Below are 13,234 nucleotides of genomic sequence, written 5' to 3' on the forward strand. Positions count from 1 at the left end.
CCCGTGCCCGACCGCGTCGTGCCGGAGTGCTGGTCGGGTTCAGCCCATTACCGAGGCCTGGCCAACACCTGCACGTCGCCAGCGTGGCGTTTTCAGGGCTTTCGCGGAGTTTTGCCGAGATCGCCTGCCGCGTTTCAGGTCATGTCGAAGGCTTCGCGCAGGGCAGCGCAAAAGTCGCTGCTCCCGCTGAGGGTGAGCGTCAGGGTGGTGCGTGGCGGTGCCGGGCTGCCCACCGCCATGCGTAGCTGTCCGGTGGCTTCGTCAAAGGCCAGGTCCAGCGGGCTTTGGGCTTCCTGCACGCCCTGCAGGTCGTAGTGCCAGTTGCCGCCATCTTCCAGCGGCGCGCAGGTGTCCGGCCAATGCGCATGCGCCCAGGCCAGCACGCGAGTGATCTCGCCCTGCAATGCTGGGAGCTGCGGTGGCAAGGCGCTGGCCATGGCATCCAGTGTGCCGTTGCCGTCGGCGTCTTCGCTGTATTCAAAGTCGAGGTAGTTCAGTTGCATGGTGAGAGCAGGTTGTGAATGCGTCAGGGAGTTGCTGCGTGATGGCTCAGGCCCAGGTCCGGCCAAGTGCCTGCGCGGCTTCTCCCAGGCGGGCTACCAGTTGCAGAGCCCGAGCCAGCGGCATGCGGGCGGCAGGTGCCTGCAATGCCACGGCGCTGCGCACCTGGCGCCGCCCGCCTGCCATCACGGGCACGGCCACGCAGACGAGGCCGTCCACAAACTCCTCGGCGTCGGTGGCGTAGCCTTGCCTCAGGATCTGTTCCAGCTCGGCCTCCAGCGCGGCGCGGTCTGTCAATGTAGTGGCCGTGTGGCGGGTGAGGGGCAGGCCGTCCAGGATGGCCGCCCGGCGTGCGGACGACAGGTGGGCCAGAAACAGCTTGCCGCTGGCCGAACAGTGGATGGGCACGCGGGTGCCGGGCCGCAGTTCCATACGCAGCGGAAAGGCCGACTCCACCCGGTCCAGGTAGATCACTTCTGCGCCGCTCAACGCCGTGAGGTTGCAGCTTTCTCCAATGTCTGCCACCAGTTGCCGCAGCACAGCGTGGCGCACCCCATGCTGGGTGCCCGCACTCAGCGTGCTTTCGGCCAGGCGCAGCAGACGTGGTGCGGGGGTGTAGCGCCGCCCGTCTGGCTCGCGCGCCAGCAGGCCACCGGCCTCCAGCTGGCCCAGCATGCGGTGCACGCTGGGCTTGGGCCAGCCGGTGGCCTCGATGGCATCGCCCAGGCTGAAAGGCTGGCCCTGGGCGCACATCGTTTCCAGCAGTTCAAACAAGCGCAGGCTGGGCGGTGTGTTGGTCATAAATCTCGGAATTCGAGACGAATTTATAAAACATTTCGGGATTATTCAGCATTGTGGCTAAGCTGCAAACCCAATTCACCGGGAGCTTCATGACCGCCTTTTTCCAGAACGTAGTGCTCACCGGCGCCTGTGGCGGGCTGGGCCAGGCGCTGGCGCGCGAGCTGATCGGCCAGGGCGCTGCCGTGGCGCTGGTGGGCCTGAACCGGCCCGCGCTGGAAACCCTGGCCGCACTGGCGTCAGAGCGCTGTGCTGTCTATACGCCCGATGTGGCCGACGTTACCGCCATGCAGGCCATGGCCGCCGACTGGATGGGCCGCCGGGGAGCACCTGACCTCGTCATCGCCAATGCCGGGGTGGCCGGGGGCTTTGACACTGCCCAGGCCGATGACCTGGCCGTGATGCGCCGCATGCTGGAGATCAACCTGTTGGGCGCAGCCACCACCTTTCAGCCTTTTGTGGAGGCCCTGCGCGCGCAGCGGCGCGGCGCGCTGGTGGGTGTGGCCAGCATTGCTGGCTGGCGCGGCATGCCAGGCAACGGCGCGTACTGCGCCAGCAAGGGCGGGCTGATCCGTTACCTGGAGAGCCTGCGTGCCGAGCTGCGCAGCGATTCCATCGTCGTGAGCACGGTCAGCCCCGGCTACTTGCGCACTGCGCTCACGGCAGGCAACCGCTTTGCCATGCCCGGCCTGATGGAGCCCGAGGACGCAGCGCGTGCCTTGTTGGCCGCTGTGGCCCAGGGGCGCACCCACATCGTTCTGCCTGCGCGCATCGGTTGGCTGGCGCGCCTGCTGAACCTGTTGCCCGAAGCCCTGCACGACCGGCTGCTGCTGGGCCAGCCTCGCAAGCCGCGTGTGGGCGAGGCGGGGGCCACAGCCATTCCGGGGTTGCCCGTGCCCGCAGACAAGAACATTGACACCTGAGAGAGAAGACCGCGAATGACGACAACAACAATGACACCGGAGACAAACCCCGCCACGCCTTTGGCAGCACAGGACACGCGCAGCCGCATCGCCCTCATCGGTGCAGGCCCCAGCGGCCTGGCCGCCGCGCGCAACCTGCAGAAGCTGGGCGTACCCTTCCAGGGCTTTGAAGCGCATACCGATGTGGGCGGGCTGTGGAACATCGACAACCCGCGCAGTACGGTCTATGAATCGGCGCACCTGATTTCCAGCAAGCACACCACGGAGTTCACCGAGTTCCCCATGCGCCCCGAGGTGGCCGACTACCCGAGCCATCGGGACATGCGCCAGTATTTCTTCGACTTTGCGGACCACTTCGGCCTGTGCCAGCACTTCTGCTTTGGCACGCGTGTGCTGAAGGTCGAGCCTGTGGGGGAGGGCGCTGCGCCGCTGTGGCGAGTGACCTGGACGCAGAACGGCGGCCCTGAGCAGACCGCAGAGTTCAAGGGTGTGGTGATTGCCAACGGCACGCTGGCCGAGCCCAACATGCCCCGCTTCGAGGGCCACTTCGACGGCGCGCTACTGCACACCAGCGCCTACAAAAGTGCCGAGCTGTTCAAGGGCAAACGTGTGCTGGTGGTGGGCGCGGGCAACTCGGGTTGCGACATTGCGGTGGATGCGGTGCACTACGCGCGCAGCGTGGATATCTCCGTGCGGCGCGGCTACTACTTCGTGCCCAAGTACGTGTTCGGCAAGCCTGCCGACACGCTGGGGGGAAAATTCAAGATGCCGCCCTGGCTCAAGCAGAAGGTCGACCGCGTGGTGCTGCAATGGTTCACGGGCGACCCCACGCGCTTTGGTCTGCCCAAGCCCGACTACAAGATGTACGAGTCGCACCCGGTGGTCAACTCGCTGGTGCTGCACCACCTGGGCCATGGCGATATCCACGTCAAGCCCGACATTGCACGTTTCGAGGGTCACACCGTGCACTTCAAGGACGGCAGCGCCCAAGACTACGACCTGGTGCTCTGCGCCACCGGCTACAAGCTGCATTACCCCTTCATCGACCACAGCCTGCTCAACTGGCAGGGCATGGCGCCGCAGCTGTACCTCAACATCCTGTCGCCCCGGTTCGACAACTTGGCCGTGATGGGCATGATCGAGGCCAGTGGCATCGGCTGGCAGGGGCGCTATGAGCAGGCCGAGCTGGTGGCGCGCTTCTTCAAGGCGCAGGCCGAGGGTTCGCCGCGTGCCGAGGCCCTGCGCCAGGCCAAGGCGGGGCCGCCGCCTGATCTTTCGGGCGGTTTCAAGTACCTGAAGCTCGAACGCATGGCGTACTACGTGCACAAGGACACCTACCGCAATGCGGTGCGCGCAGCGGCCGCAGCCCTCGCCGGAAAGGATTGACGCCATGCTGCCTGTGGACGAAATACGCCTCAACTTCAACCCCGCGTCGCTGGTGGTGCTTAACGTGGTGCTGGGCTTCCTTATGTTCGGTATTGCGCTCGATACGCGCGTGGCGGACTTCAAGCGCGTGCTGCGCATGCCCGGCGCTATGGCGGTGGGCATTGCCGCGCAGTTCATCGTGCTGCCTGCGGTGACCTTCGCGCTCACGCTGCTGCTCAAGCCCGGCCCCAGCATTGCGCTGGGCATGATCCTGGTGGCCTGCTGTCCGCCCGGCAATGTGAGCAACATCCTCACGCACCGCGCGGGCGGCAATGTGGCGCTGTCGGTGTCGATGACGGCTATTTCCAACGCGCTGGCCATCGTGCTCATGCCGCTCAACTTCGCGTTCTGGGGCGGCATGCATCCCACGGCGGCGCCGCTGCTGCGCAGCATTGCGCTCGACCCGCTGGAGATGGCGGGGCACATCGTGGTCATCATCGGACTGCCTTTTGTGCTGGGCATCCTGTGTGCCGAAAAGCTGCCGCGCTTCACGCAGCGCGTGAACAAGCCCGTGCGCATCCTGAGCTTTCTGTGCCTCATCGGCTTCATCGTGGGTGCGGTGGCGGGCAACTGGCGCTACTTCCTCGACTACGTGGGCTTGGTGCTGCTGGCCGTGGCGTTGCATGATGCGCTGGCCTTTGGCACCGGCTATGCCTGCGCTCGGCTCAGTGGCCTGCCCGACTACGACCGGCGTGCCGTGAGCATCGAGGTGGGCATCCGCAATGCGGGGCTGGGCTTGGTGCTGATCTTCAGCTTCTTTGGCGGGCTGGGTGGCATGGCGGTGGTGGCAGGCGTGTGGGGCTTCTGGGACATCGTCGCGGGCCTGGCGCTGGCGGGCTGGTGGGGGCGCAGGCCCGCAGAGGCGCCGCTGGTCGATACCCCCAAGGAGCAACGCACGTGACCGGCGCAGTATGGGAAACCCGCCGCATCCTGGTCACCGGCGCAGACGGCTTTCTGGGCCGCAGCGTGGTGGCCGCGCTGGTGCATCAAGGTGCCGGGGGCATCGTGGCGGCCGATGTGCGCGAGGTGCCCGCCGAACGCCGCCTGCCCGGTGTGACCTACCTGGTACAAGACGTGCGCGACCCCGCGCTGGCGCAGACGCTGGCCCAGAACGCCATCGACAGCGTGGTGCACCTGGCGTCCATCGTCACCCCAGGCAAGGGCTCCAGCCGTGAGTTTGAATATTCGGTGGATGTGCTGGGCAGCCAGAACGTGCTGGACGCCTGCGTTGCCGCCGGTGTGAAGCAGCTTGTCGTCAGCTCCAGCGGTGCGGCATATGGCTACCACGCAGACAACCCCGCGTGGCTGCGCGAGACGGACGCGCTGCGGGGCAACGAGGTGTTTGCCTATTCACACCACAAGCGGCTGGTGGAGGAGATGCTGGCGCAATACCGCACTCAGCACTCGGCGCTGGCGCAGACGGTGCTGCGCATCGGCACCATCCTGGGCGAGCGGGTGGACAACCAGATCACCGCCTTGTTTGAAAAGCCGCGCCTACTGGCCATTCGGGGCAGCGAGAGCCCGTTCGTTTTCATCTGGGACGAAGACGTGACCGGCGCCATCCTGCATGCGCTGCGCACGCAGTGTGCCGGTTGCTTCAACCTGGCAGGCGACGGTGCCCTGCCGCTGCGCGAGATCGCCCAACGCTTGGGCAAACCCGTGCTGGAGCTGCCCGCCGGACTGCTGCGCGCGGCTTTGGCCGTGGGCTCCGCGCTGGGTGTCAGCCGCTATGGCCCCGAGCAGCTCGACTTTCTGCGCTACCGTCCCGTGCTGCTGAACACCGCGCTCAAGGACGTGCTGGGCTATGTGCCTGGCAAGACCAGCGCCCAGGCGTTCGAGTCCTTCGTTGCTGCACGGGCGCTGCAGGGCCGCCCGGTGGCAGTGGGCTCGCCGGTGGCGGCCGCATGAGTGCGCCAGCGGCGTTGAGCCGTGGCGACCTGTTGCGCGCCTTGGCGGTAGTGGTCATCTGGGGGTTGAACTTTGTGGTGATGAAGCTCGGCCTGCAGGGCTTGAGTCCCATGCTGCTGGGCGCGCTGCGCTTTACGGCGGCATCGCTGCCCTTCTTGTTGTTCGTACCACGCCCGGCCTTGTCCTGGCGTTACGTGGTGGGCTACGGGCTGGCGCAGGGGCTGGGGCAGTTTGGCTTTCTGTTCCTGGGGCTGCAGCTGGGCATGACCGCAGGCATGGCTTCGGTGGTGATGCAGACCCAGGCATTCTTCACTTTGCTCCTGGCCGCGCCATTGCTGGGGGAGCGTGCCAAGCCCTGGCAGTGGGGGGGCTTGTTGCTGGCGTTCGGAGGCTTGATGACCATCGGCCTGGCGCATGGCGAAGGGCCCGGCCAGATGACGCTGGCGGGGTTTGTGCTCACCTTGGGGGCGGCGTTCATGTGGGCGGTGTCCAACCTGGTGGCGCGCCGCGCCGCGCAGACCGGGGCGTATGCACCGTTTCCGTTCATTGTGTGGAGCAGTGTGGTGCCCATCGGGCCGTTCTTCGCGCTTGCGCTGTGGATCGACGGGACCACGGCAGTGTGGGCGCAGCTGCAGTCCCTGAGTGGCACCGGGTTGCTGGCCGTGGCCTATCTGGCCTTGCTGGCCACGCTGCTGGCCTACACGCTGTGGACGCAGCTGCTGCAGCGCCATGCTGCGGGGCGGGTCACGCCGTTTTCGCTGCTGGTGCCGGTGGTGGGGTTGTGGGCGGCCTATGCCTTTCTGGGCGAAACACCGGCGCCTCTGCAGTGGCTGGGCGCAGCGGCCGTGCTCTGTGGGCTGGTGGTCAACCAGGCGGGGGGCTGGTGGTGGGCCCGGCGCGCCGCAGCTTCCTAGAATGTTCGCTTTCCTTATCGAGGAGGCAGGGTGACTGAGAGCGTGTTTTTGTGGGTGAAGGGGTTGCGGTTTTCGTACCCGGAGTGTGCTGTGCTGGACAACCTGTCGCTGGCCTGGCCCTCGGGTCTGGCTCTGGTGCGGGGTGATGAAAGTACCGGCAAGACCACATTGCTGCGTCTGCTGGCTGGTGAGCTGACGGCGCAGGCTGGCAGCATCACGCTGCAAGGGGCGGACCTGAACCAGGCCTCCAAGGCCTCGGCACATCAGGTCTTCTGGGCCGACCCGCGATCCGGTGAACTGGACCCGCTCACGGCGCGGGGTTGGCTCGACAGTTTGCCCGCCCGTTACCCTCGGTGGGATGCGGCGGCTGTGATGGCCCACATCGAGGGATTCACGCTGCACGAGCACCTGGACAAGCCGTTCTATGCGCTGTCCACCGGCAGCAAGCGCAAGGTGCTCATGGCCGGGGCCCTGGCCTCGAATGCTCCCCTGACTCTGATCGACGAGCCTGTGGGTGGGCTCGACAAACCCTCCATTCGCTACCTGGCGCAGGCCTTGGCATCACAGGCCACGAGGCCGGACCGCCTGATCGTGGTGGCGCATTACGAAGCCCTGGCGGATGTGCCGTGGGGCTCGGTGGTGGACCTGGTGCGGTTGTGAGGTGCTAGACGGGGCCTTAGGGGCTTGTGCGCTGTGGTCGGTTTGGGGTGAGGGTCTGCCGTAGACTGCCACGTCTGACGTTCCCCCCCCTCTCACACGCTTCTTATTGCAAGGACCGCCCCATGGATGCGCTGCTATTTGTTCCGGTTGCCATCGCCATCTCGCTCACCCCTGGGCCCAACAACTTCTGCGGCCTCAACAACGGCATCCGGGCGGGCGTGGGCGCCGCGATGATCGCCACGGTGGGCCGGGCGGCGGCGTTTGCCATTTTTCTCACGGTGTCGGCGGTGGGGCTGGGGGCGATGCTGCTGGCGTCCGAGGCGGCGTTCACTGCGGTGAAATGGGTGGGCGCCGCCTACCTGTTCTGGCTGGGCTGGCGGGCCTGGCGCAGCCGTGAATTCAACGGCCTGGCACTCGACGATGCCCCGGCGGGTGGTGTGGCGGCGCCCGTGCGTCTGCGCGCACTTATCGCGCAAGAGTTTTTGCTGGGCATCACCAACCCCAAGGCGATCATCCTGTTCGCGGCGATCTTTCCGCAGTTCATCGACCCCGCGCAGCCCGCAGCGCGCCAGTTTCTGGTGCTGGGCTCCATCTACCTGGGCAGCGAATTCGTCTCGACCGCGGTGTACGCCAGCTTTGGCCGCCAGATCCGCCGCTTCATCCGCACGTCGCGCGGTGTGGCGCGCCTGAACAAGGCCACCGGCGGTTTTTTCATGGGTGCTGGCGGCCTTCTGCTGGCCACCAACCGCTGATTGCCGCTCCCTGGCGGGGCTGCAGATACATCGGTAAACCCCGCCCAAAGCGCGCGTAAATCCCCGGTAAAGGGGGCCTGCGGGGCGGCAGCCCCGGGGGGTGCGCTGGCTACCATACCCCTTCGCTCATTCCTCGTTGCGCTCCACCATGCCCCTGAACCGTTCGTTTATCCGTCCACAGAGGCCTGCAAGATTGCAGTCCGGCAAGCTGCGCTGGATCTCCGCGTTGTTACTGGCCTCCGTGGCGCTGGCTGCGGTGGGAGGTGGTGCCTGGTGGTGGAAGCAGCGCCAGGATGCAGCGGCCGCTGCCACCGCTGGCGGTGCCGCCACGGGGCCCAGCGCGACGCGCAAGCCGGGCGGTGGGCCCGGGCGCTTTGGCGGCGGCAACGTACAGCCCGTGTCGGTAGGCACCGTGCAGCGGGGCGATGTGCGGGTGGTGGTGAGCGCCATCGGCACCATGAGCGCCCGTGCCACCGCCGTGGTGCGGGCCAAGGTCGGCGGCGAGTTGACGTCGGTGCGCTTCAAGGAAGGCGACGAGGTGCGTGCAGGCCAGGTGCTGGCCGAGATCGATGCGCGCAGCTACCAGGCGGCGCTGTCGCAGGCACAGGGAACGCTGCAGCGCGACCAGGCGCTGCTCAAGAATGCGCAGCTTGACCTCAAGCGTTACCAGGACCTGCTGGCGCGCGACTCGATCGCCAGCCAGCAGGTGGACACGCAGGCCGCACTGGTGCGGCAGCTAGAAGGCACCGTGGCCTCGGACCAGGCGCAGGTGGACGCGGCGCGCCTGCAACTGAGCTACACCCAGGTCACCGCACCATTTGCCGGCCGACTGGGCCTGCGCCAGGCCGACAAGGGCAATGTGGTGGGGCCGAGCGATGCGAACGGCATCGTCACCATCAACCAGGTGCGCCCCATCGACGCAGCGTTCTCCGTGCCAGAAGCCCACCTGCCCCAGATGCGCCGCCGCATGGCCGCAGGCGAAGAACTGAGCGTGGAGCTGTGGGACCGCGACGCGCGCCGCCAGCTGGCCAAGGGCCGCGTGGTGGCGCTGGACAACGCCATCGACAGCACCACCGGCACCATCAAGGTCAAAGCCGCTTTTGCCAATGAAGACGGCGCGCTGTACCCCAACCAGTTCGTCAACGTGCGCCTGCAGGTCAACCTGCTCCAGGGCGTGCTGACCGTACCGGCCACGGCCGTGCAGAACAACTATGTCTACCTGGTGCAGGAAGACAGCACTGTCACCCAGCGCCGCATCCGGGTGGGCGTGACCGATGGCGACCGCGTGAGCATCGAAGGCGAGCTGCGCGAGGGCGAGCAGGTGGTCACGGACGGCATCGACCGCCTGCGCGAGGGCGCCAAGGTCGCCGTCATCGATGCCGGCGCCGTCACCCGCGCCGACCAGGCGGCCCAGGACCAGGCCGCGCAGCGCCGCGCCTTCATCGCATCGCTGCCGCCAGAGGTGCGTGAAAAGCTGCAGAAGATGAGCCCCGAAGAGCGCCGCGCCTTCCTGCGCGAGCGACGAGCGCAGATGGGAGCGAGCGGTGCAACTGTTCCGGCATTGACGGCGTCTGCTGCAGCCTCTTCAGCGTCGGGGGTCGGTGCCCCTGTCGCTGTCCCGTCTTCCGCTCCACAGGCTTCTGCGGTGCCGCAGCGGCAGCGCAGTGAGGCCCCAGCCCGCGCCGCTGCACCGCCTGCCGACCGCGCCTCTGAACCCCCGCGCGGTATTCCACCCCAGGTGAAGGCACTGCTGGACCAGATGCCCGCCGATGAGCGCGCCCGCGTGATGGCCCTGCCGCAGGAGGAGCGCCGTGCCTACATCCGCGAACGGCTGCAACTGCAAGCGCCGTCTCAGGGTGGCGCGCCCAGCCCGGCGCGCTGAGCGCAGCGGCCTCTTGTTTCGCATGTCCCGCGCATTCGTCGTTTTGCCAGCGCACCCGTCGCCATGAACCTGTCGCGCCTTTTCATCCTGCGCCCCATCGCCACCGCGCTGCTGATGGTGGCGATCCTGATCGCGGGGTTAATGGCCTACCGGCTGCTGCCCAGCTCGGCCCTGCCCGAGGTGGACTACCCCACCATCCAGGTCACCACGCTGTACCCAGGCGCCAGCCCGGACGTGATGACCTCCAACGTCACGGCCCCGCTGGAGCGGCAGTTCGGCCAGATGCCGGGCCTGTCGCAAATGTCGTCCACCAGCTCGGGCGGGGCTTCGGTGATCACGCTGCGTTTTGCGCTCGACATGGCGCTGGACGTGGCCGAGCAGCAGGTGCAGGCGGCCATCAACGCGGGCAGCAACCTGCTGCCCAGCGACCTGCCCATGCCGCCGCTGTACAGCAAGGTCAACCCGGCCGATGCGCCCATCCTCACGCTGGCCATCACTTCGCCCTCGCTGCCCGTGATCCGCGTGAACGACTTGGTGGAAAACCGCCTGGCACCCAAGCTCTCGCAGGTGCAGGGCGTGGGCCTGGTGGCGATTGCAGGCGGGCGCCGCCCGGCCGTGCGCATCCAGGCCAACCCCACGGCGCTGGCGCAGCTGGGCCTCACGCTGGAGGACGTGCGCACCTCCATCGCAGCAGCCAACGTCAAGCAGGCGAAGGGCGGCTTTGACGGCCCGGCCCGTGCCTCCACCATCGATGCCAACGACCAGTTGCAGTCGGCTGCCGAATACCGCGACCTCATCATCGCCTTCAAGAATGGCGCCCCTGTGCGCCTGAAGGACGTAGCCGACACGGTGGACGATGCCGAGAACACGCGCCTCGCCGCCTGGGCGGGCACGGCAGATACGGGGGCCAAGCCCGGCGTGATCCTCAACATCCGCCGCCAGCCCGGCGCCAACGTGATCGACACCGTGGACCGCATCAAGGCCCTGCTGCCGCAGCTGCAAAGCACTTTGCCCGCGTCGCTGGATGTGCAGGTGCTGACCGACCGCACGGTGACGGTGCGCGCCTCGGTGCGCGACATGCAGGTGGAGCTGGGCCTGGCCGTGCTGCTGGTGGTGGCGGTGATTTTTGTCTTCCTGCGCAGCCCCTCGGCCACGCTGATCCCGAGCGTGGCCGTGCCGCTGTCGCTCATCGGCACCTGCGGGGTGATGTACCTCGCGGGGTTCTCCATCAACAACCTCACGCTGATGGCGTTGACCATCTCCACCGGCTTTGTGGTAGACGATGCCATCGTGATGATCGAGAACATCGCGCGCTATGTGGAAGAGGGCGAGGCGCCGCTCGCGGCCGCGCTCAAGGGCTCGCAGCAGATCGGCTTCACCATTATCTCGCTCACCATCTCGCTGATCGCGGTGCTGATACCGCTGCTGTTCATGGGCGATGTGGTGGGTCGGCTGTTCCACGAGTTCGCGATCACGCTGGCCGTGTCCATCCTGATCTCGGCCGTGGTGTCGCTCACGCTCACGCCCATGCTGTGCGCGCGCCTGCTGCGCCACACGCCCGAGGAGAGCCACGGCCGCCTGTACCGCGCCACGGGCCATTTTTTTGATCGCACCATCGCAGGCTATGGCCGCATGCTGGGCTGGGTGCTGAACCACCGGGGCACCACCTGGCTGGTGTTTGCTGCCACCCTGGCGCTCACCGTGGTGCTGTACCTGTTCATCCCCAAGGGCTTCTTTCCGGTGCAGGACACCGGTACGCTGCAGGCCACCACCGAGGCCGACCAGTCGATCTCGTTTGCCGGCATGGCCGAGCGCCAGCAGGCCGTGGCCGAACGGCTGCTGCAAGACCCCGCTGTGCGCAGCGTCTCGTCGTTCATCGGCGTCGATGGTGCCAACACCACGCTCAACACCGGCCGCCTGTTGGTCGACCTGCAGCCGCATGCACAGCGCGACAAGGCCGGTGTGGTGCAGCAGCGCCTGGCCGAGCGCGTGCAGGACCTGCCGGGCATCCGCCTGTTCATCCAGCCCGTGCAGGACCTGACGATTGAAGACCGGGTGGCGCGCACGCAGTATCAGTGGCTGCTGTCGTCGCCCGACATGCAGCAGCTCACCACCAGCACCACCGAGCTACTGCGCCGCCTGCGCGCCTTGCCCGAGCTGACCGATGTGGCCAGCGACCTGCAGGACCAGGGCCGCCAGGCCTATGTGCAGATCGACCGCGCCCAGGCCAGCCGGCTGGGTGTGACGGTAGCGGGCATTGACGCGGCGCTGTACAACGCCTTTGGCCAGCGGCTGATCTCGACCATCTTCACGCAGTCCAACCAGTACCGTGTGGTGCTGGAGGTGGCGCCACAGTTCAAGGTGGGGCCCGAGGCGTTGCAAAGCATCTATGTGCCGTCGAGCGCCGGTGCACCGGTGCCACTGTCATCGGTGGCGCGCATCGAGGAGCGCAACATGCCGCTGGTGGTCAACCACGTGGGCCAGTTGCCCGCCGCCACCATTTCGTTCAACACCGCGCCGGGCATGTCCCTGGGCAACGCCGTGGCGGCCATCGAGCGCGAGAAGGCCGCCGTGCAGGCCGAGGGGCAGTTGCCGCTGTCGGTGGAGACGAGTTTTCAAGGCGCGGCGCTGGCGTTCCAGGCGTCGTTGTCGAACACGCTGCTGCTGATCCTGGCGGCGGTGGTCACCATGTACATCGTGCTGGGCGTGCTGTACGAGAGCACGGTGCACCCGGTCACGATTCTGTCGACGCTGCCCTCTGCAGGTGTGGGGGCGTTGCTGGCATTGATGGCGGCGCGGCTGGACCTGGACATCATTGCCATCATCGGTATCGTGCTGCTGATCGGCATCGTGAAGAAGAACGCGATCATGATGATCGACTTTGCGCTGGAGGCGCAGCGGGACCAGGGCTTGAGTGCGCGCGATGCGATTTCTCAGGCGTGTCTGCTGCGGTTCCGGCCCATCTTGATGACGACGCTGGCGGCTTTGCTGGGGGCGTTGCCGATGATGTTAGGGACGGGGGTGGGCAGTGAGCTGCGGCATCCGCTGGGGGTGACGATGGTGGGCGGGCTGATCCTGAGCCAGTTGCTGACGCTGTTCACGACGCCGGTGATTTACCTCACGTTTGAGGGGTGGGCGCAGCGGTGGCGTGGGCGGCGGGGTGAGGGGGCGTGATGGCATCCCTGGATTTCGCTTTGTCATTTGGCGTTCGGGCTGCGCTGGTCGAAGTTGGGGCGTATTGGTTTGAAAGGCGTGCCTGTGTTCAGGGCGGAGGCCGGGAGTCGCCCGGCGCGCGAGGTACTTTTCTTTGCTTCGCCAAAAGAAAGTCACCAAAGAAAAGGCGACCCCCAGTCTGCGACCCCTTCGCTGCGCTACGGGGCAACCTGCGTCGGGGCGGTTGCGGGGTGCGCCGCAGAACTCACTGCGCTGCGTTGCAGCTTCGTTCAGACAACTGCGGCGAGTCAGATTACG

The 13,234-nt window shown here is 66.9% G+C and carries 11 protein-coding genes; 9 read left to right on the plus strand and 2 right to left on the minus strand.

Features of this window, described 5'->3' with window-relative positions:
* Window positions 1-134 precede the first annotated feature (134 nt).
* Window positions 135-503: a hypothetical protein gene (locus tag OIN59_RS15715; RefSeq protein ID WP_274111948.1), complete on the minus strand. Its 369-nt coding sequence runs from the start codon at window positions 501-503 to the stop codon at window positions 135-137.
* Between the two features lie 46 nt (window positions 504-549).
* Window positions 550-1,302: an IclR family transcriptional regulator gene (locus tag OIN59_RS15720; RefSeq protein WP_274111950.1), complete on the minus strand. Its 753-nt coding sequence runs from the start codon at window positions 1,300-1,302 to the stop codon at window positions 550-552.
* A gap of 89 nt (window positions 1,303-1,391) precedes the next feature.
* On the opposite strand from OIN59_RS15720, the gene OIN59_RS15725 reads away from it, so the two are divergent.
* From OIN59_RS15725 to OIN59_RS15765, 9 genes are all read left to right on the plus strand, one after another.
* Window positions 1,392-2,222, plus strand: coding sequence for an SDR family oxidoreductase (locus OIN59_RS15725; protein ID WP_274111952.1), 831 nt, complete (start codon window positions 1,392-1,394; stop codon window positions 2,220-2,222).
* Window positions 2,223-2,237: 15 nt separating this feature from the next.
* Window positions 2,238-3,608, plus strand: a complete 1,371-nt coding sequence (locus OIN59_RS15730; protein ID WP_274111954.1) for a flavin-containing monooxygenase — start codon at window positions 2,238-2,240, stop codon at window positions 3,606-3,608.
* 4 nt (window positions 3,609-3,612) lie between these two features.
* Window positions 3,613-4,548 (plus strand): bile acid:sodium symporter family protein, encoded by a 936-nt coding sequence (locus tag OIN59_RS15735; protein ID WP_274111956.1) that lies wholly within the window; start codon window positions 3,613-3,615, stop codon window positions 4,546-4,548.
* Complete coding sequence (locus tag OIN59_RS15740; RefSeq protein WP_274111958.1) at window positions 4,545-5,555, plus strand: SDR family oxidoreductase; 1,011 nt, start codon at window positions 4,545-4,547, stop codon at window positions 5,553-5,555. The genes OIN59_RS15735 and OIN59_RS15740 overlap by 4 nt, the downstream gene beginning before the upstream one ends.
* The gene (locus OIN59_RS15745; protein WP_274111960.1) at window positions 5,552-6,469 is read left to right on the plus strand and encodes an EamA family transporter; all 918 of its coding nucleotides are present in this window, start codon (window positions 5,552-5,554) and stop codon (window positions 6,467-6,469) included. The genes OIN59_RS15740 and OIN59_RS15745 overlap by 4 nt, the downstream gene beginning before the upstream one ends.
* Window positions 6,470-6,499: 30 nt before the next feature.
* On the plus strand, window positions 6,500-7,129 hold the full coding sequence (locus OIN59_RS15750; RefSeq protein WP_274111962.1) for an ABC transporter ATP-binding protein: 630 nt from the start codon (window positions 6,500-6,502) through the stop codon (window positions 7,127-7,129).
* 122 nt (window positions 7,130-7,251) lie between these two features.
* Complete coding sequence (locus OIN59_RS15755) at window positions 7,252-7,881, plus strand: LysE family translocator (protein ID WP_274111964.1); 630 nt, start codon at window positions 7,252-7,254, stop codon at window positions 7,879-7,881.
* 148 nt (window positions 7,882-8,029) lie between these two features.
* Window positions 8,030-9,763, plus strand: coding sequence for an efflux RND transporter periplasmic adaptor subunit (locus OIN59_RS15760; RefSeq protein ID WP_274111966.1), 1,734 nt, complete (start codon window positions 8,030-8,032; stop codon window positions 9,761-9,763).
* A 63-nt stretch (window positions 9,764-9,826) separates the two neighbouring features.
* Window positions 9,827-12,937: an MdtB/MuxB family multidrug efflux RND transporter permease subunit gene (locus tag OIN59_RS15765; protein ID WP_274111968.1), complete on the plus strand. Its 3,111-nt coding sequence runs from the start codon at window positions 9,827-9,829 to the stop codon at window positions 12,935-12,937.
* The last annotated feature ends 297 nt before the right edge of the window (window positions 12,938-13,234 follow it).

The sequence above is a fragment of the Acidovorax benzenivorans genome (genome assembly GCF_028680575.1).
Lineage (GTDB): Bacteria > Pseudomonadota > Gammaproteobacteria > Burkholderiales > Burkholderiaceae_C > Acidovorax > Acidovorax benzenivorans.